The following is a 16,843-nucleotide window of genomic DNA, read 5'->3' as shown; positions in this document are numbered from 1 at the left end:
CGTCTCCGGTGGTGGCCGGGACGGGAAGGGCAATGCGCGTGCCAGCCCCGGCGGCGGGTCCGGGCGGCAGGACCTGCCGAGGGGCGGCAGGAGGTGCTGCGTGCCCGGCAAAGGCGCGGCGCAAGCCTTCCTTAACGGCGCCCGCCGATGCTGGCCCCGGACAGAGGTGCGGGATGTCGGCGGCGGCCCAGGCGGAACATGGCGAGGACGGCAAGGCCAAGGGTGGCGGGAAGAAGAAGATCCTGCTGCTCGCGCTTCCGCTCGTCCTGGCCGGCGCCGGGGCCGGGCTGTGGTTCAGCGGCATCCTACCCTCGCTGCTCGGCATGGGCCACCACCCGGCGGCCGACGGCCATGCCGAGGCGCGCCCCGAAGGCCCGCGCCCGCCGGCCTTCTTCGACATGCCGGAGATCGTCACCAACCTGAACGCGCCGGGCCGGCGGCCGGTCTTCGTGAAGCTGCGCAGCAAGCTCGAGATCACGCGCGCCGAGGATGCCGCCGCCATCCAGCAGGCGATGCCGCGGCTGCTCGACCTGTTCCAGACCTACCTGCGGGAGACGCGGCCGGAGGAGTTGCGCGGATCCGCCGGCACCCACCGGCTGCGGGAGGAACTGGTCGCGCGCGCCAACATCGCCGTCGCCCCGCCCGCCGGCAGCACCCAGCCCGCACCGCGCATCACCGACGTCCTGTTCACGGAGATCCTGATCCAGTGAGCGGCAGCCAGGAGGAGGACGATCTCGCCGCCGCCTGGGGCGCGGCGCTCGAGGACGAAGGCGCCGCACCGGCGCCGGATGCGACGCGCGTTCTGAACCAGGCCGAGATCGACAGCCTGCTCGGCTTCGAGAGCGGCCCCGCGGGCAATGCCGACGAGAGCGGCATCCAGAAGATCATCTCCTCGGGCCTCGTCTCCTACGAGCGCCTGCCGATGCTCGAGATCGTCTTCGACCGGCTGGTGCGGCTGATGTCGACGACGCTGCGCAACTTCACCTCCGACAATGTCGAGGTCTCGATCGACGGCATCGTCTCGCTGCGCTTCGCGGACTACCTGAATTCCATACCGCTGCCGGCGATGCTGGGCGTCGCGCGGGCCGAACAGTGGGACAATTACGGCCTGGTGGTGGTGGATTCCGCGCTGATCTACTCGGTGGTGGACGTGCTGCTGGGCGGGCGGCGGGGCACCGCGGCCATGCGCATCGAGGGCCGGCCCTACACAACCATCGAGCGCACCCTGGTCGAGCGCCTGATCGGCGTGGTGCTGGATGACCTGACCTCCGCCTTCGAACCCCTCTGCCCGGTCGAGTTCAAGTTCGACCGGCTGGAAGTGAACCCGCGCTTCGCCGCCATCTCCCGCCCGTCCAATGCCTGCGTGCTGGTGCGGCTGCGCGTCGACATGGAGGACCGCGGCGGGAAGCTGGAGCTGCTGCTGCCCTACGCCACGCTGGAACCGGTGCGCGAGCTGCTGCTGCAGCAGTTCATGGGCGAGAAGTTCGGCCGCGACAGCATCTGGGAAACCCATCTCGCCGACGAATTGCTGAGCACGGAGATCGCGCTCGACGTCGTGCTGGACGAACAGGTGCTGCCGCTGTCGTCGGTGATCTCGCTGAAGGTGGGCGATCGGATCGCCCTCGGCGTTGCCCCCGGCGCGCCGGTGCGGCTGCGCTGCGGGGAGGTGCCGCTGTTCGAGGCCGAGCTCGGCCGGCAGGAGCAGCGGCTCGCCGTGCGCATCGCCCGCGAATTCGCCCGCGGCCGCCGGGCAGAGGCCTGAGCCATGTCCCCACTCGAATGGATCCTGCAACTGGTGCTGCTGGGCCTGCTCGGCGCGGCGATCCCCTTCGCCTTGCGCCTGGAACGCGCGCTGCGGGAGATCCGCCGCGACCGCGCCGCGATGGACGGGAGCGCCCAGGGCCTCAACGAGGCCGCCCGCATGGCCGAGGCGGCGATGGTCCGGCTGCGCGCCTCGGCCGAACTGTCGGGCCGCCAGGTGGCCGAACGCACCGCCGCGGCCGAACCGCTGCGCGACGACCTGCGCTACCTGGTCGAACGCGCCGAGGCGCTGGCAGACCGGCTCGAAGGCCTGGTCCGCAGCGGCCGTCCGCTCGCCGCCGAGGCGCCGCGCCCGGCCGAGGCCCCGCTGCAGAGCCAGGCCGAGCGCGATCTGATCCGCGCCCTGGCCGCCGGCGTGCCGAAGGCCGCGCGATGATGCCGCGCCCGCGCCTGCTGCCGCTCGCGATCCTCGCCATGGCGGCGCTGTTCCTGGTCAAGGCGGAAGCCCTGCTCGGCGCGCTGCTCGGCCGCGCGGCGCCGGTCGCGCCGGCCCGCGCGGCCGATCCGCCGCCACCGCCGGTGCGTGCCGAGCGCCCGCCGCCGCCCCCGCCGGCGCAGCAGCCCGCCGTCCCGCCGCCCACCCCCGCCGACCAGGCCGAGCGCGCGCTGCTGGAACAACTCCGCGCCCGGCGCACCGAGATCGATGCGCGCGAGCAGGCCGTCGCCGCGCAGGAGGTCGTGTTGCAGGCCGCCGAGCGGCGCATCGCCCGGCGGGTCGAGGAACTGACCGCGCTGCAGCAGCGGCTGGAGGCGCTGGAACGGGTCCGGGTCGACCGCGAGGAAGCCGGCTGGCGCGGCCTGGTCCGCACCTATGAGGCGATGCGCCCGCGCGACGCGGCGACGATCTTCAACGAGCTCGAGATGCCGGTGCTGGTCGAGATCCTCGACCGCATGGGCGAGCGCAAGGCCGCGCCGGTGATCGGGGCCATGCGTCCCGACAAGGCGCGGGAGGTGACGGCCGAATTGGCGCGCCAGCGCGCCCGCCGCACCGCGATGGATTGACGGAAGGGACAGCCGCCCATGGATCGCAACATCAACGTCCTGATCGTGGACGACTACCGGACGATGCTCCGCATCATCCGCAACCTGTTGAAGCAGTTGGACTTCAACAATGTCGACGAGGCGACGGACGGGCAGGAGGCCCTGTCCAAGCTGCGCGCCGGCAATTTCGGCCTGGTCATCAGCGACTGGAACATGACGCCGATGACGGGCCTCGACCTGCTGAAGGAGGTGCGGGCGGATGCGCGGCTGAAGCACATCCCCTTCATCATGATCACGGCCGAGAGCAAGACCGAGAACGTCATCGCGGCCAAGCAGGCCGGTGTTTCCAACTACATCGTGAAGCCCTTCAACGCCGAGACGCTGCGCGAGAAGATCGAGAAGGTGATGGTCCATGCCTGACGGCACTCCCACCGGGCCGGAGGAGGACCGGATCGAGGCCGCGGTCCGCGCCGTGCTCATGAGCATGGCCGGCGACCTGACGGCCAAGGAGGCGGCCCTGCTCGCCGAGTTCGAGGCGCTGGGCCGTACCATCGCCCGCGCCAAGGCGGAGATCGCGCAGCTCGCGGTCGAGGACATCACCGGGGCGCACATTCCCTCGGCGACGGACGAGCTCGACGCCATCGTCGACCACACGGCGCAGGCGACCAACGAGATCCTCGACTGCTGCGAGACGCTGGAACGCCTTGAAGCCGAGGTGCCCGCGGCCGCCGCCGCGACGCTGCAAGGCGCGGTGACGCGCATCTACGAGGCCTGTTCCTTCCAGGACATCACCGGCCAGCGCATCGGCAAGGTGGTCGCGGCGCTGAAGGCGATCGAAAGCCGCGTCGCCGCGGCCGTCGCCAGTGCGAGCGGCCGTGCGGCGTCGGCCGAACCGGATGCGCGCCCGCGCACCGAGGGCGAGGAACTCGCCAACGGCCCGCCATTGCCGGCGAGCGCGTCCTCCCAGGCGGAGATCGACCGGCTGCTGGCGAGCTTCGACTGATGCGCGGCGCGGCGGCCGGGATGGCGCTGCTGCTCGCCCTGGCCGCGCCGGCCGGGGCGCAGGAGGCGCCGCGCGTGCCGCTGCGTGTCGGCACCCATGCCGATCACGGGCGCCTGGTCTTCGACTGGCCGCGCCGCGTCGGCTACTCCGTGGCCGAGGAACCGGACGGCCTCCGCCTGCGTTTCGAGGCGCCGGCGGAGATCGACCTCGGCGCAGCGCGCCGGCCCACGCGCAATCTCGTCGCCGTGGCGGAGGAGAACGGCGCGATCCTGATCCGCGCCGTGCCGGGCGCCCGCATCCGGCATTTCCGTCTCGGCAATCGTGTCGTGGTGGACCTGATGGATGCGGCGGCTGCCACGCCGCCGGCACCGCCGCGCCCGCCGCCCGCGCCCCCCGCACCGCCCCGGCCGCGCGGCGCGACGGCCGAGGCGCCGCCGCCACCCGAACCGGCGCCACCGGCGCCACCTGCCGCCGAGGCCCGCCCCGAGCCGCGTCCCGCGCCGGTCGCGTCGGCCGTTCCCGGACCGCTGTCCATCCGTCCCGCGCGAGACCGCGTGGCGATCATGGTCCCGGCCGGAGAGGGCAGCGGCCTCGCCCTGCTGCGCCGCGGGGAGAGCCTGATCGCCGTACTCGACCGCGCCCTGGGCTTCGACCTGGGGATGCTACGCGGCCATCCGGTCTTCGGCGGGATGGAGGCGACGGTCACGCCGGACGCGACCATCCTGCGGCTGCCGGCCGCCGCACCGGCGCGCTTCCAGGCCCGTCGGGAGGGGACGGGCTGGGCCATCGAGGCGACACGCGACCCGCCCGCCGAGGCGCCCGGCCTGCGCGCCGTGCCTGACCCCGGCCCGCCGCCGCGCCTTGCCCTGCAGGGGGCGGCCGATCCTGGCGGCATCGTCGCCATTGCCGATCCCGAGACCGGCGAGCCGATCATCGTCGCCACATTGCGGGCACCGGGGCCCGGCGTGGCGACCGGCCGGCGCCTGCCGGAAATCGACCTGCTGCCGACCATGATGGGCGCGGCGGTGCTCGCGCGGTCCGACCGCGTGGCGCTGCGCGCCCTGCCGGACCGCATCGTGGTCGAGGCAGCGGGCGGCGCGCTGGCGCTCGGTGCCGCGGCGGGGCAGGAGCCGCCGCCGCGATCGGCGGCGCTGACGCGCCTGCTCGACCTTCCCGTCGCGCCGGTGCCCGGGCTGCTGGAGCGGCTGCGGGTGCAGCTGCTCGCGGTGAACGAGGCGCCGCCGCTCTCGCGCGGCGCCCTGCGGCGCGACGCGGCCGAGACGCTGCTCGCCCTCGGCATGCCCCAGGAAGCCCAGGCCATGGCGGGCCTCGCGCTGCGGGAGGACCCGCGGGCGCGGGACGATGCGCGGCTGATCCTGGCGCAGGGCGCGGCGGCGCTGCTCGCCGGCCGGCCGGCGGAGGCGCGCGGCATCGCCGATCCACGCCTGCCGCCCGGCGACGAGGTCGATCTCTGGCGCGCCCTGTTGTCGGCGGCCCAAGGGGAACCGGCCGCCGCCGCCCTGGTCGCGGGGGCACCGCTCCTGCTCGCCTATCCGGAGGCGTTGCGCGACCGCCTGCTGCCGGTTGCGCTCGAGGCCATGGCGACGGGCGGCGAAGCCGCGAGCGCGGCGCGCCTCGTCACCGAAGCGGTGGGCGTGCCCGGGCTCGACCTCGCCCGTGCGCTGGTCGCGGAGGCCGAGGGCCGCGACGCCGAGGCGCTCGCCGCCTTCGACGCCATCGGCCGTGGGGCGGACCGGCGCCAACGCGGCATCGCGCTGCGCCGCGCAGCAGAACTGCGCCTGGCGCGCGGGGAGATCGACGCGGCGGGCGCGGCACGGGCGCTGGAACAATCGCTGTTCGCCTGGCGCGGCGGCGCGCAGGAAGTCGCGCTGCGCCGTCGCATCGCCGCCCTGCGCATCGCGGCCGGGCAGGGCCAAGCGGCCTTCGCGATGGTCGAGGAAGCGACGCGCTACTTCCCCGAGGACGCCGACGCGCTGCGCCCTGACCTGCGCGCGGCCTTCGCGGCTGCCCTGCAGACCGCGCCGCCGGCCGCCGCCACCATGATGTTCGACGCCCATCCCGACCTGCTGCCCGAGGGCGCAGCCGGGGAGGCGGCGGTGCTGCTGCTGGCCGACCGTCTCGCCGCGCTCGACCTCTCGGCCCGCGCGGCGGCGCTGCTCGACCAGGCGGCGGCGCGCGCGACACCCGAGGCGCGCGCCGCGATCGGCGCCCGGCTCGCGGCGCTGCGCCTGCAGGATGGCGAATCGGGCGCGGCGCTCGCAGCGCTGGATCGCACCGAAGCAGCGGGGCTGGCGGAACCGCTCGCGCGCCAGCGCGTGCTGCTCCGCGCGCGCGCCATGGCGCGGCGCGGGGAACGGATCGCGGCCGACCAGATGCTCGCGGAACTCGGCCCCGCCGGGGCGGAACCGCGCGCGGAACTGCGTGCCGAGGCGCAGGACTGGGCCGGCGCGGCGGCGGCGCAGATGGAACACCTCGCGGCCGCCATCCCCGCGCCGCCGGCGCCGCTCGGCCAGGCGGAGCGCATCGCGCTGGTGCGCGCGGCCGCCTATGCAGCGCTCGCGGGCGACGAGGCGTTGCTCGCCGGGCTGCGCGAATCGCAGGGCGCGCGCATGGACGGCGGCCCGCTCGCCGAGGCCTTCGCGCTGATGACATCCGATCCGCTGCGCGGCATCGCCGACCTGTCGCGCCTGCAGCGGGAGATCGGAATGCTGCGCGTGCTGCCGGCCCGGCTGGAGGCCTTGCGGGGAGGCGTGCAGGTCGCGCGCTGAGATGCGCGTCCCCCGGGTGGGGGATCTGCAATTTTTCCGGTCCCCGGGGGAGAATTTCACTTGCGCCCCCCGACCCCTTGCCCCATATCGCGCGGCCGTTGACCCAAATGATCGGACTTTCCCGATCGCCCTGGTCATCTGCTGGCTGGAAGGAGCCCTGACATGGAAGCTCTCGTCCAACCGGGGATGGTCTCGGATTTGCCGAGCGACACCCGGAACATTGACGAAGACCGCTCGGCGCAACCCGAGAAGGATTACTTCATCGCGCGCAACGGCGTTCGTTACGCCGGCACGCATCTGATCATCGACCTCTGGGGCGCGACGAATCTCGACGACCCGGATCACATCGATGCGGTGCTGCGCGAGGCCGCGCTGGCGACCGGTGCGACGATCCTGCACGGGCATTTCCACCACTTCTCGCCGAACGGCGGCGTATCGGGCGTGCTGGTGCTGGCCGAGAGCCACGTCTCCATCCATTCCTGGCCCGAGCGGGACTACGCGGCGCTCGACATCTTCGTCTGCGGCGAGTGCGATCCCTACAAGGCGCTGCCGGCGCTCAAGCGCGGCTTCCTGCCGGAGCGGGTGCAGCTCGCCGAGCACAAGCGCGGCCTGATCGGCTGAGGCGCCTTCCAGCGCCGACCTGAACGGGGGCCGGACGGCAGCGTCCGGCCCCTTCGCGTCATCACGGGATCATCGCCATGGCCTACGACCTCTGGGTGAACGAGACGCTCTACGACGCCTGGGGCCAGCGCTTCCGCGTGAAGCGGGAACTCGCGCGCGTGCAGTCCGACTTCCAGGACATCATGATCTTCGAGAGCGAGACGCATGGCCGCGTCATGATGCTCGACGGCGTGGTGCAGATCACCGAGGCGGACGAGTTCTCCTACCAGGAGATGATCGCCCATGTGCCGCTGCTGGCCCATGGCGCGGCGAAGAACGTGCTGATCATCGGCGCCGGGGATGGCGGCGTGCTGCGCCGCGTGCTGCAGCACAAGGGCGTCGAGCGCGCCGTGATGGTCGAGATCGACGGCGAGGTCATCCGCCTGGCGAAGGAATTCCTGCCCGGCATCGCCGGCGATGCCTGGAACGATCCGCGTGCCCAGGTGCTGGTCGCCGACGGCATCGACTATGTCCGCAAGGCGCCGGATGCCTCCTTCGACGTGGTCATCGTCGACAGCACCGACCCGATCGGGGTGGGCGAGGTGCTCTTCACCGACGAGTTCTACGCGAATTGCGCCCGCCTGCTGACGTCGCGCGGCCTTGTGGTGAACCAGTGCGGCGTGCCGCAGATGCAGGCCGATGAACTGCGCGAGACCTCGATCCGCCGCGGCAAGGCATTCGCGGATATTTGGGCCTATGTCGCGGCGGTGCCGACCTATGTCGGCGGCTTCATGACGCTGGGCTGGGCGGGCAAGGACGCGACCTGCCGCGCCGTGCCCGTCGCGACGATCCGCAAGCGGGCCGAGGCCGCGGGCATCCTCGGCACCACGCGCTACTGGACGCCTGAGATCCATGTCGGCGCCTTCCACCTGCCGCCATACATCGCGGAACACCTGCCGCAGACGTAGCCTCGTTCCGGCCGCCACGTGCGCGGCCACGCTCGCGGCGCCGGTCGCTGGCAGCCCCCTCGCGGGGCGCGCCGGGCCGGATGCCTGGGATTGATCCCGCTGGCGTGGCATGCCCGTGGCGGCCGGCTTCCCCTCCGTCTCAGGGGGGCTGGACGAAGCCCTGCACCAGGGACGCGGCGACCAGCCGCCAGCCGTCGACCAGGACGAAGAAGATCAGCTTGAACGGCAGCGCCACGACCGATGGCGGCAGCATCATCATGCCCAGCGACATCAGGACGCTGGCAACGACCATGTCGATGACGAGGAAGGGCAGGAAGAGCAGGAAGCCGATCTCGAAGGCGCGCTTCAGCTCGCTGACCATGAAGGCCGGCACCAGGGCGCGCCAGGGCGCTGCTTCCGGCGAGGCGGGGGCAGGAAGGTTCGCGAGGTCGAGGAACTGAAGCAGGTCGTCCTCGCGCACCTGCGCGGCCATGAAGCGGCGGAAGGGCTCGGCCGCGGCCTCGAGGCCGGCGATCTCCCCGATCCGCCCCTCGGCCATGGGCTGCAGGCCCTGCACCCAGGCGGCGTCGAACACCGGCTGCATCACGAAGAGCGTGAGAAAAAGCGCGAGCCCCACCAGCACCGGGTTGGGCGGGATGCCCTGGGCGCCGATCGCGCTGCGCAGCAGCGCCAGGACGATGACGATGCGCGCGAAGGCGGTCGCCATCACCAGCAGCGACGGCGCCAGCGACAGCATCCCGATGAGCGCTGTGAGCTGCACCAGCCGCGCCGTCGCCCCCGCCTGGCCGGACTGGCCGAGGTCGATCGAGACCGATTGCGCGATCGCCACGCCCGGGACCAGCAGCAGCGCCGCGAACAGGGCCGCGCGCATCACGCGCCGGTCTCCGGCAGCCAGCCGACGACCTGGTCCTGCGGCCCGCCGGTCAGCAGCAGCAGCGCCCGTCCGTCGCAGCGCACGATGAGAAGACGCCGGCGCGCGTCGAGCGCCAGCGCCTCCTCCACCCGCAGCCGGCCGGTGCCGGAGGGCGCGAAGCCCACGCGGCGCGCCAGGCGCCCGGCCAGCAGCACCAGGCCGACGACGACGGCCAGGGCACCCGCGGCCGTCATCCATGTGCCCGTGTCGATGATCATGCCGCGGCCTCCTGCCGGCGGGTCCAGGGTTTCACGGCGGCGCCAGCCCCGCCCGCAGCCGGTCGAGCGCCATCACCAGCGCCTCGAGCCGGACGCGCACCTCCGGCACGGCGGCGCGCGGGGCGGCGAGGGCCGCGGCGCAGAGCCGGCCCATCTCGGCATCGAGGCCACCGAGGTCGATGCGGCGCCGTTCGCCCGCCAGCGCCCCGGCGACGGCGAGCGTCGCCTCCATCGCCTCGATCGCGGCGAGGAGGCCGGCGGTCTGCCGTGCCTCGGCGGTCGGGTCGGCCTGCGTCATCGGCGCAGTGAAGGCCGGGTCCGGTTACCGCACGGTTGTCGGCCGCGTTAACCGATCCTTGGGCGCCGGCGTGCGAGCCCTTGGCCATGGACCCGACCCGCACCGGACCCGTCGCCCTCGCGGAAGCGCGCCTGCGCTGGCTTGACGCGCGGCAACGCGTCCTGGCGCAGAACGTCGCGAATGCCGATACGCCGGGCTACCGGCCCTCCGACGTCCGGCCCTTCGCCGAGAGCCTCGTTGCCGCGCAGCCGGCCGGCGCGCTGCGGCGGACCGATCCGCGCCACCTGACATCCGGCGAAGGCGATGCCCGCGTGCAGCGTGAACGCCGCCTGCCCGAGACGACGATGGACGGCAACGGTGTCGCGCTGGACCGGGAGGCGCTGCGCATCGCCGATACCGAGACGGCGCACGCCCTCGCGATCGGGCTGCACCGCCGCTACCTCGGGCTGTTCCGCACCGCGCTCGGGCGCAATTCGTAAGGGGGCAGGACGATGGACCTCGATCGCGCGCTCCGCATCTCCGCCGCCGGCATGCAGGCGCAGGCGACCCGCCTGCGCGTGGTGGCCGAGAACCTCGCAAATCGCGACAGCACTGGGGAGACGCCGGGTGCGGATCCCTACCGGCGCAAGACCGTCACCTTCCGCAATCAGATGGACCGGGAACTTGGCGTCTCGACGCTGCGCGTCGCGCGCGTCGGCACCGCGGCCGGGGATTTCCCGGTACGGCACGATCCGTCCCACCCCGCGGCCGATGCGCGCGGCTATGTCCGCGTGCCCAACGTCGACAGCCTGGTCGAGACGATGGACATGCGGGAGGCGCAGCGGACCTACGCCGCGAATCTCTCGGTGCTCGAGGTGACCCGCGGCATGCTGACCCGCACGATCGAGGCGCTGCGCGCATGACCTTGGCGCTTGCCCCGGCCGGCGTCGCCGCGGCCTATCGCGCGGCGGATGCGTTGCCGCAGGCGCAGTCCGCCCCGGCTGGCGGTTTCGGGGCCGCGCTCGCCCGCGCCGTCGACCAGGCGGTGGAGGTCGGCCGCAACGCCGATGCCGCGACCAGTCGCGCGCTGACCGGGGAGGGCAGCGTGACCGATGTCGTGCTCGCGGTCGGGCGCGCGGAACTGACGCTGCAGACCGCCGTCGCGGTGCGCGACCGCGTCGTCGCCGCCTACCAGGACGTGATGCGGATGCCGATCTGAGGGCGCGGTGAACGAGGTCGCGCTCGCCGCGCGGGAGGCGCTGCTGGTCAGCCTGCAGGTGGGCGGGCCGATCCTCGTGCTGATGCTGGTGGTCGGCCTGGTCATCGCCGTGCTGCAGGCGCTGACGCAGGTCAACGAGGCGACGCTCGCCTTCCTGCCGAAGCTGCTCGTGCTCGCGGCCGCGATGCTGATGCTGGGGCCCTTCATGGCCGGCGTGCTGCGCGGCTATGCCGCCAGCCTGTTCGACGCGGTGGTGCAGGTCGGACTCAAGGGGTGAGCGAGGCGGACCTCCTCGCCGCCCTGCCGGTGCTGGCCTTCCAGGCGGTGCTGGTCTTCGCGCGGCTCGGCGCGGCCGCGATGGTGCTGCCCGGCTTGGGGGAGGAGGAGGTGCCGGCGCCGGTGCGGCTCGGCCTCGGCCTCGGGCTGGTCGTGCTGATGCTGCCGGGCCTCTCACCGGGGCTGCCGCAGGCACCGGATGCGGCGACGGAAACGGTGCGGCTCATTGGGATCGAGGTCGCGATTGGGCTCTGGCTGGGCGGCCTGGCGCGGCTGGTCGCCATGGCGATGGCGGTGGCGGGGCAGGCGATCGCGCTGCTGCTGGGCCTCGCTCAGGCGCTGGTGCCGGATCCGGCGCTGGGCGGGGCGGGCACGGCGACGGGGCGGATGCTGTCGCTCGCCGCGACCGTCGTGGTGCTGGCGACGGGGCTCTACGCCATTCCGCTGCGGGCGATCGTCGAGTCCTATGCGGTGTTCCCCGTCGGCGATCCCTTCCCGGCGGGGCCGGCGGCCGAGGCCTTCGCGGAAGCCGCGACCGCCAGCCTCGCGCTGGCGCTGCGACTCGCCGCGCCCTTCGTGCTGGCGGCGATCCTGGTGAATGTCGCGCTCGGCCTGCTGTCGCGCATCGCGCCGCAGGTGCAGGTCTATTTCGTCGCGGTGCCCGGGCAGGTGTTGCTGGGGCTCGCCCTGCTCGCGGCGGTGATGCCGGCGCTGATCGGTGCCTTCGCCGAGGCGGCGCGCGCAGCCTTCCTCGACCTGCCCGGCCTGCGCTGATCCATGGCCGAGGACGGCGGCGCCACCGAGGCCGAGGACCGCACGGAAGCCGCAACGCCAAGACGGCTCGAGAAGGCGCGGGAGGACGGCGATGTCGCGCTGTCCCGCGAGGTCGCCGGCTTCGGCGCGCTGGCGGGCGGCGTGCTCGGGCTGATGATCGGGCTGCCCTCGCTCGGGATGGAGATGCTGCGTGGCCTGCGCGCGCTGATGGCCCGCGCGCACGAGGTCGAGGCGCTGCCCGGTGCGGCCGAGATGGGGCGCCTCGGCCTGCTCGCCTTGCTGCCGGTGGCGGGGCTGGCGGCGGCGGGGGCGGTGGCGGCGACGCTGGCGCAGACGCGCCTTGCCGTCAGCGCCAAGGCCATCGCGCCCCAGGCCAGTCGCATCAGCCCGCGATCGGGGCTGAAGCGGCTCATCGGGACGGATGCGGCGATCGAACTCGTCCGAACGCTGATCAAGCTCGGCCTGGTGGGCGCAGCGCTGTGGTGGGCGGCGGGCGATCCCGGGCGGGCGGTTGCGCTGATGAGCCAACCGGCCGGCGCGCTGCTCTCCGCCGGCGGGCGGGCGGCGTTGGACCTCGCCCTCGCCGCGTTCGGAGCCTTCGCGGCGATCGCGGTGCTCGACTGGGTCTGGGTGCGCTGGCGGCACCTGCATCGCCTGCGCATGTCGCGCCAGGACCTGCGCGAGGAAATGCGCGAGAGCGAGGGCGATCCGCAGGTGAAGGGCCGCCTGCGGCAATTGCGCCAGCAGCGTGCGCGCGGGCGCATGATGGCCGCCGTGCCCAAGGCGGCGGTCGTCATCACCAACCCGACGCATTTCGCCGTGGCGCTTGCCTATGACAAGGGATCCAGCGCCGCCCCGCGCGTCGTCGCCAAGGGCGCGGATGCCGTCGCGGCGCGCATCCGTGCGCTCGCGGAGGAATCGGGCGTGCCCATCGTGTCCAACCCGCCGCTCGCCCGGGCCCTGTTCCGCGTGGACCTGGATGCGGAGATCGCGCCCGAGCATTATCAACTCGTGGCTGAGATCATCGCCTATGTCTGGCGTCTCGGATCGCGGGAAGGATCAGGGTGAGCGAAGCGGATCGCATCCCGGCGGATTTCGGCCGGCTCTTCGAGGCGGAGGAGGAGGCGGGGCTCGCCGTGCTGGACACGGAGGGGCGCATCCGCCTCGCCAATCCGGCGCTCTGGGCGCTGTGCGGCGGGGGAGCGGCGCCGGAGACGGGCGGCGCGGCGGTCGCGCTCTTCACCGAGGAAACGCGCGCGGCGGTGGCCGGAGCCGTTGCCGCGGCGATTGCCGGCCCGCCGGCACCGCCCGCGGTGCCCGCGCGCCTCGCCGATCCGACGCTGCCGCCCGATGCGGCGGTGGAGGTCCAGTGCCGTCCGCTGCGAGGCGAGCCCGGCGCGCTGATGCGTGTCGTCGACGTGACCGCGCGGCGGCGGATGCAGCGACAGCTCGAGGAAGGGGCGCGGCTGCAGACCGTGGGTCAGCTCGCCGGTGGGGTGGCGCACGACTTCAACAACCTTCTCGCCGCCATCACCGGCGCGGCGGAGGCGGCGCTGGCGCGCAGCGGGGGCGAGACGGCGGAGGACCTGCGGGGCATCCTCGACGCCGCGGCGCGCGGCGCACGGCTGGTGAAGCAGCTGCTCGCCTTCGCCAGCCGCCAGACGCTGGCGCCGCAGGTGATCGCGCTGGGCGATGCGGTGGCGGCGATGGAACCGCTGCTGATGCAGCTGCGCGGGGCGCGGCAGGTGCTGGAACTCGACCTGCCGCGGCCGGGGCCGCTGGTGCGCTTCGATCTCGCGCAGCTCGACCAGGTGCTGGTGAACCTGGTGGTGAATGCGCGTGAGGCCATGGCCGAGGGCGGCACCATCCGCATCGCCGTCGCGACGCACGCGCTGCCCTCCGAGGAGGTCGCGCAGGGATCCGTGATCGCGCCTGGCGAATGGGTGGTGCTCTCGGTCTCCGACGAAGGGCGCGGCATCGCGCCCGAGATCCTGCCGCACGTCTTCGAACCCTTCTTCACGACGCGGCGCGGGCAGGGCGGCACGGGGCTCGGGCTGTCGACCGTGCTCGGCATCATGCGTCAGTCGGCCGGGCATGTGTCGGTGGCGCCTGGTGCGGGGCAGGGGACGGTGTTCCGGCTGTGGTTCCCCGCGGCGCAGGGCGTGGTGGCGGCAACGCGCGAGGTCGCCACCGCACCGAAGCCGGCCGCCGAGGCGCGGCACCGTGTGCTGCTGGTGGACGACGAGCCGGCGATCCGCCTGCTCGCCCGTCGCGCGCTGGAAGGCGCGGGGCACGAGGTGCAGGTCGCCGAGGATGCGGAGGCCGCGCTGGATGCGATTGCCGGGGGCTTCGTGCCGGACGTGGTGGTCTCGGACGTGACCATGCCGGGGGATATGGACGGCATCGGGCTTGCCCGCGCGCTGCGGGACGAACGTCCCGGCCTGCCGGTGATCCTGGTGTCCGGCTATTCCGAGGGCACGGTCGGCGAGGGGCTTTCGGGCCTCGGCATCCGCTTCCTGGAAAAGCCCTTCCGCATGGCGGATCTGGTCGCGGCGGTGGGCGAGGCCGTCCCGGCCGCGGAGTGATGTTCTCAATATGTTCTTGATGGCGCCCTGGCTTTGGCGCATCCTTCGCTTGCACCGAATCGCCCCGTCATGCGCGGGTGGGGCGGTCCGGGCATGACGGGCGACTCCCCGAGGCCCTTTATCTGTTGGCGATAGACGTCTGGGGGAATTCTCGTTATGGTTGATAAATCTTCGCTGGAGCGGGGGAAGGGCATGGACAAGGGAAAGGCGCTGGACGCCGCGCTGAGCCAGATCGAGCGGGCCTTCGGCAAGGGCTCGATCATGCGCCTCGGCGCCAAGCAGTCCCAGCAGGGCGACATCGAGGTCGTCTCGACCGGCTCGCTCGGCCTCGACCTGGCGCTCGGCATCGGCGGCCTGCCCAAGGGCCGCATCGTCGAGATCTACGGGCCTGAATCCTCGGGCAAGACGACGCTGGCGCTGCACGTGATCGCGGAAGCGCAGAAGAAGGGCGGCACCTGCGCCTTCGTGGATGCCGAGCATGCGCTCGACCCGGGCTATGCCAGGAAGCTCGGCGTCGATGTCGACAACCTGCTGATCAGCCAGCCGGACGCCGGCGAGCAGGCGCTCGAGATCGCGGACACGCTGGTGCGGTCGGGGGCGATCGACGTGCTGGTGGTGGATTCCGTGGCCGCGCTCGTGCCGCGGGCGGAACTCGAAGGCGAGATGGGCGACAGCCATGTCGGCCTACATGCCCGCCTGATGTCCCAGGCGCTGCGCAAGCTGACGGGCTCGGTCGCCAAGTCGAACACGCTGATGATCTTCCTCAACCAGATCCGGTTGAAGATCGGCGTGATGTTCGGCAACCCGGAGACCACGACGGGCGGCAATGCGCTGAAGTTCTACGCCTCGGTCCGCATGGAGATCCGTCGCATCGGCGCGATCAAGGAACGCGACGAGGTGACGGGCAACCACACCCGCGTGAAGGTGGTGAAGAACAAGATGGCCCCGCCGTTCCGCGAGGTCGAGTTCGACATCATGTATGGCGAGGGTATCAGCAAGGTCGGCGAACTCATTGACCTCGGCGTGAAGGCCAATGTGGTCGAGAAGTCGGGCGCCTGGTTCTCCTGCGACAGCCAGCGCATCGGCCAGGGCCGCGAGAACGCCAAGCAGTTCCTGCGTGACCACGCCGAGATGGCGAATTCCATCGAGCAGCGCATCCGTGGCCAGGCCGGCCTGCTCGCGGAGCAGATGCTGGTCGGTGAAGCCGGCGAGGACGACGAGCCGCTGGCCGCCGAGTAGTCCCGGTTTCCAAAGGCCTTTCGGCCTTTGGTGGGGAGAGGCGCGGAGAGGGGCAAAGCCCCTCTCCGTTTTTTTGTGCGCTACGTCTTCGCCTTGCGTTCCATGAACCCGCCAAGCATCCGCCGCGGTTCCTCGGTCTTCCACGACGCCGCGAAGGCTTCGATCCCGGCGGCGATGCCTTCGGTGATCGAGAGATCCTCCCACCGACGGATGAGCGCCTTCTGCGACCGGATGGCGTGAGGGCCGGCTTCGAGCAGCATGTCGATCCACTCTTCGACGGCGGCGTCGAGCAATCCCGGCGGGGCCACGCGTTCAACGAGGCCCCATTCCAGCGCCCTGGCGGCGGTGATCGTCTCGGCGAGCAGCAGCAGGCGCCGCGTGCGGCCCCAGCCGATCAATCCCGGCAGGAGCGCGGCTTCGACGACCGAGGGAATGCCGACGCGCACCTCCGGCATGCCGAACTTCGCGACGTCGGCGGCGATGCGCAGGTCGCAGGCGGCGGCGATCTCGAGCCCCGCTCCGAGGCACCAGCCATTCACCCGCGCGATCACCGGCACGGGGCAGTCGCGCACCGCGCGGCAGCAGCCATGGACCAGGCGGATGAAGGCCTCGCCCTGCGCTTCGCTGTCCACCGCGGCCATGACGGAGATGTCGGCGCCGCCGATGAAGGCGCGCGGGCCGGCGCCGGTCAGCACCACGGCGCGCAGCCCCTCGTCCTGGCCGAGCGCGGCGAAGGTCGCCGCGAAATCGCGCATCAGGTCGGGGTTCAGCGTGTTGAGCTTGGCGTCGTGATCCACCGCCACATGCGCGACGCGCCCATCATGCGAGCGCCGCACATCCATGCGTCCTACCATTCCGCTTCCTCCTTCAGGCGGCGCATGCTGCGCGCAGCGCGGCGCCGCGGAAAGGGGGCGGGTCGCATCATCGCTGCCAGAAGGGTCGGCGTGATTCCCGCCAGGCTTCCTCGACCGAGACACCGATGTCGCGCAGCAGGCGCGGGTCGAGGGCGGCAAGACGCTCGCGCTGCCGACGCCGTTCCAGCGCCGCGGCGATGACCGCCAGCAGTTGCGGCAGCACGCCATCCAGCGGTTGCGGCGGCATCGCGATCCAGCTTCCGCTCCGAGTGGTCATCCTGCGCTCCTTCAGCCGGCGTCAGGATGGCGTGGTCGCCTCCGCCCAT

The 16,843-nt window shown here is 72.8% G+C and carries 22 protein-coding genes; 17 read left to right on the top strand and 5 right to left on the bottom strand.

Annotation, left to right across the window (positions count from 1 at the left end; translation table 11 throughout):
- The first annotated feature begins 173 nt into the window (after positions 1-173).
- The 9 genes from GWK15_RS25760 to speE all read left to right on the top strand — a co-directional run bounded on the left by GWK15_RS25760 (position 174) and on the right by speE (position 8,162).
- The gene (locus tag GWK15_RS25760) at positions 174-710 is read left to right on the top strand and encodes a flagellar basal body-associated FliL family protein (protein WP_245211388.1); all 537 of its coding nucleotides are present in this window, start codon (positions 174-176) and stop codon (positions 708-710) included.
- On the top strand, positions 707-1,762 hold the full coding sequence (gene fliM / locus GWK15_RS25755; RefSeq protein ID WP_338147181.1) for a flagellar motor switch protein FliM: 1,056 nt from the start codon (positions 707-709) through the stop codon (positions 1,760-1,762). Before GWK15_RS25760 ends, fliM begins: the two co-directional genes overlap by 4 nt.
- Positions 1,763-1,765: 3 nt before the next feature.
- Positions 1,766-2,197, top strand: coding sequence for a DUF6468 domain-containing protein (locus GWK15_RS03045; RefSeq protein WP_168038915.1), 432 nt, complete (start codon positions 1,766-1,768; stop codon positions 2,195-2,197).
- A complete protein-coding gene (locus tag GWK15_RS03040; protein WP_168038913.1) occupies positions 2,194-2,823 on the top strand; it encodes a MotE family protein in 630 nt (209 codons plus the stop codon). The genes GWK15_RS03045 and GWK15_RS03040 overlap by 4 nt, the downstream gene beginning before the upstream one ends.
- An 18-nt stretch (positions 2,824-2,841) precedes the next feature.
- Entirely contained in the window at positions 2,842-3,222 is a 381-nt protein-coding gene (locus GWK15_RS03035; protein ID WP_168038911.1) for a chemotaxis response regulator CheY, read from the top strand.
- Positions 3,215-3,805 (top strand): protein phosphatase CheZ, encoded by a 591-nt coding sequence (locus GWK15_RS03030; protein ID WP_168038909.1) that lies wholly within the window; start codon positions 3,215-3,217, stop codon positions 3,803-3,805. The genes GWK15_RS03035 and GWK15_RS03030 overlap by 8 nt, the downstream gene beginning before the upstream one ends.
- Positions 3,805-6,594 carry a hypothetical protein gene (locus tag GWK15_RS03025; RefSeq protein WP_168038907.1) on the top strand — a complete coding sequence of 930 codons (2,790 nt, stop codon included), beginning with the start codon at positions 3,805-3,807 and terminating at the stop codon, positions 6,592-6,594. The genes GWK15_RS03030 and GWK15_RS03025 overlap by 1 nt, the downstream gene beginning before the upstream one ends.
- Positions 6,595-6,756: 162 nt before the next feature.
- A complete protein-coding gene (speD, locus tag GWK15_RS03020; RefSeq protein WP_168038905.1) occupies positions 6,757-7,215 on the top strand; it encodes an adenosylmethionine decarboxylase in 459 nt (152 codons plus the stop codon).
- 77 nt (positions 7,216-7,292) lie between these two features.
- Complete coding sequence (speE, locus tag GWK15_RS03015) at positions 7,293-8,162, top strand: polyamine aminopropyltransferase (RefSeq protein WP_168038903.1); 870 nt, start codon at positions 7,293-7,295, stop codon at positions 8,160-8,162.
- A gap of 139 nt (positions 8,163-8,301) precedes the next feature.
- Here speE and fliP read toward each other — a convergent pair whose 3' ends face one another.
- Genes fliP through GWK15_RS03000 form a run of 3 tightly spaced genes read right to left on the bottom strand, consistent with a single transcriptional unit; the run spans position 8,302 to position 9,591 of the window.
- Entirely contained in the window at positions 8,302-9,033 is a 732-nt protein-coding gene (gene fliP / locus GWK15_RS03010) for a flagellar type III secretion system pore protein FliP (RefSeq protein WP_168040241.1), read from the bottom strand.
- On the bottom strand, positions 9,033-9,293 hold the full coding sequence (locus tag GWK15_RS03005) for a flagellar biosynthetic protein FliO (protein ID WP_168038901.1): 261 nt from the start codon (positions 9,291-9,293) through the stop codon (positions 9,033-9,035). Before GWK15_RS03005 ends, fliP begins: the two co-directional genes overlap by 1 nt.
- Positions 9,294-9,324: 31 nt before the next feature.
- Positions 9,325-9,591, bottom strand: coding sequence for a hypothetical protein (locus tag GWK15_RS03000; RefSeq protein ID WP_168038899.1), 267 nt, complete (start codon positions 9,589-9,591; stop codon positions 9,325-9,327).
- 86 nt (positions 9,592-9,677) lie between these two features.
- Between GWK15_RS03000 and GWK15_RS02995 the strand changes: the two genes are divergently transcribed.
- The 8 genes from GWK15_RS02995 (at position 9,678) to recA (ending at position 15,663) form a co-directional block, all read left to right on the top strand.
- A complete protein-coding gene (locus GWK15_RS02995) occupies positions 9,678-10,070 on the top strand; it encodes a flagellar basal body rod protein FlgB (RefSeq protein WP_168038897.1) in 393 nt (130 codons plus the stop codon).
- A gap of 12 nt (positions 10,071-10,082) precedes the next feature.
- Positions 10,083-10,493 carry a flagellar basal body rod protein FlgC gene (gene flgC, locus GWK15_RS02990; protein WP_168038895.1) on the top strand — a complete coding sequence of 137 codons (411 nt, stop codon included), beginning with the start codon at positions 10,083-10,085 and terminating at the stop codon, positions 10,491-10,493.
- Complete coding sequence (locus GWK15_RS02985; protein WP_168038893.1) at positions 10,490-10,789, top strand: flagellar hook-basal body complex protein FliE; 300 nt, start codon at positions 10,490-10,492, stop codon at positions 10,787-10,789. The genes flgC and GWK15_RS02985 overlap by 4 nt, the downstream gene beginning before the upstream one ends.
- Before the next feature lie 7 nt (positions 10,790-10,796).
- Positions 10,797-11,066 carry a flagellar biosynthetic protein FliQ gene (locus tag GWK15_RS02980; protein ID WP_168038891.1) on the top strand — a complete coding sequence of 90 codons (270 nt, stop codon included), beginning with the start codon at positions 10,797-10,799 and terminating at the stop codon, positions 11,064-11,066.
- Positions 11,063-11,839, top strand: a complete 777-nt coding sequence (locus GWK15_RS02975; protein ID WP_168038889.1) for a flagellar biosynthetic protein FliR — start codon at positions 11,063-11,065, stop codon at positions 11,837-11,839. The genes GWK15_RS02980 and GWK15_RS02975 overlap by 4 nt, the downstream gene beginning before the upstream one ends.
- A 3-nt stretch (positions 11,840-11,842) precedes the next feature.
- Positions 11,843-12,907 carry an EscU/YscU/HrcU family type III secretion system export apparatus switch protein gene (locus GWK15_RS02970; protein ID WP_168038887.1) on the top strand — a complete coding sequence of 355 codons (1,065 nt, stop codon included), beginning with the start codon at positions 11,843-11,845 and terminating at the stop codon, positions 12,905-12,907.
- Complete coding sequence (locus GWK15_RS02965; protein WP_168038885.1) at positions 12,904-14,424, top strand: ATP-binding protein; 1,521 nt, start codon at positions 12,904-12,906, stop codon at positions 14,422-14,424. Before GWK15_RS02970 ends, GWK15_RS02965 begins: the two co-directional genes overlap by 4 nt.
- Positions 14,425-14,616: 192 nt before the next feature.
- Positions 14,617-15,663, top strand: a complete 1,047-nt coding sequence (gene recA / locus GWK15_RS02960; protein ID WP_245211387.1) for a recombinase RecA — start codon at positions 14,617-14,619, stop codon at positions 15,661-15,663.
- Between the two features lie 80 nt (positions 15,664-15,743).
- Here recA and GWK15_RS02955 read toward each other — a convergent pair whose 3' ends face one another.
- A complete protein-coding gene (locus tag GWK15_RS02955; protein WP_168038883.1) occupies positions 15,744-16,517 on the bottom strand; it encodes an enoyl-CoA hydratase in 774 nt (257 codons plus the stop codon).
- Positions 16,518-16,584: 67 nt separating this feature from the next.
- Complete coding sequence (locus GWK15_RS02950; protein ID WP_168038881.1) at positions 16,585-16,794, bottom strand: DUF1127 domain-containing protein; 210 nt, start codon at positions 16,792-16,794, stop codon at positions 16,585-16,587.
- Positions 16,795-16,843 lie beyond the last annotated feature (49 nt).

Source organism: Neoroseomonas oryzicola, from assembly GCF_012163135.1.
In the GTDB taxonomy this organism is placed as follows: domain Bacteria; phylum Pseudomonadota; class Alphaproteobacteria; order Acetobacterales; family Acetobacteraceae; genus Neoroseomonas; species Neoroseomonas oryzicola.
The sequence above is the reverse complement of the archived record's forward strand: the minus strand, read 5'-3'. Positions and strand labels throughout refer to the sequence as shown.

Bases quoted from the DNA above. Each gene is read 5' to 3' on its own strand.
- GWK15_RS25760 (WP_245211388.1), top strand. From the start codon at position 174: ATGTCGGCGGCGGCCCAGGCGGAACATGGCGAGGACGGCAAGGCCAAG.
- GWK15_RS03045 (WP_168038915.1), top strand. From the start codon at position 1,766: ATGTCCCCACTCGAATGGATCCTGCAACTGGTGCTGCTGGGCCTGCTC.
- GWK15_RS03040 (WP_168038913.1), top strand. From the start codon at position 2,194: ATGATGCCGCGCCCGCGCCTGCTGCCGCTCGCGATCCTCGCCATGGCG.
- GWK15_RS03035 (WP_168038911.1), top strand. From the start codon at position 2,842: ATGGATCGCAACATCAACGTCCTGATCGTGGACGACTACCGGACGATG.
- GWK15_RS03030 (WP_168038909.1), top strand. From the start codon at position 3,215: ATGCCTGACGGCACTCCCACCGGGCCGGAGGAGGACCGGATCGAGGCC.
- GWK15_RS03025 (WP_168038907.1), top strand. From the start codon at position 3,805: ATGCGCGGCGCGGCGGCCGGGATGGCGCTGCTGCTCGCCCTGGCCGCG.
- speD (WP_168038905.1), top strand. From the start codon at position 6,757: ATGGAAGCTCTCGTCCAACCGGGGATGGTCTCGGATTTGCCGAGCGAC.
- speE (WP_168038903.1), top strand. From the start codon at position 7,293: ATGGCCTACGACCTCTGGGTGAACGAGACGCTCTACGACGCCTGGGGC.
- fliP (WP_168040241.1), bottom strand. From the start codon at position 9,033: ATGCGCGCGGCCCTGTTCGCGGCGCTGCTGCTGGTCCCGGGCGTGGCG.
- GWK15_RS03005 (WP_168038901.1), bottom strand. From the start codon at position 9,293: ATGATCATCGACACGGGCACATGGATGACGGCCGCGGGTGCCCTGGCC.
- GWK15_RS03000 (WP_168038899.1), bottom strand. From the start codon at position 9,591: ATGACGCAGGCCGACCCGACCGCCGAGGCACGGCAGACCGCCGGCCTC.
- GWK15_RS02995 (WP_168038897.1), top strand. From the start codon at position 9,678: ATGGACCCGACCCGCACCGGACCCGTCGCCCTCGCGGAAGCGCGCCTG.
- flgC (WP_168038895.1), top strand. From the start codon at position 10,083: ATGGACCTCGATCGCGCGCTCCGCATCTCCGCCGCCGGCATGCAGGCG.
- GWK15_RS02985 (WP_168038893.1), top strand. From the start codon at position 10,490: ATGACCTTGGCGCTTGCCCCGGCCGGCGTCGCCGCGGCCTATCGCGCG.
- GWK15_RS02970 (WP_168038887.1), top strand. From the start codon at position 11,843: ATGGCCGAGGACGGCGGCGCCACCGAGGCCGAGGACCGCACGGAAGCC.
- recA (WP_245211387.1), top strand. From the start codon at position 14,617: ATGGACAAGGGAAAGGCGCTGGACGCCGCGCTGAGCCAGATCGAGCGG.
- GWK15_RS02955 (WP_168038883.1), bottom strand. From the start codon at position 16,517: ATGGTAGGACGCATGGATGTGCGGCGCTCGCATGATGGGCGCGTCGCG.
- GWK15_RS02950 (WP_168038881.1), bottom strand. From the start codon at position 16,794: ATGACCACTCGGAGCGGAAGCTGGATCGCGATGCCGCCGCAACCGCTG.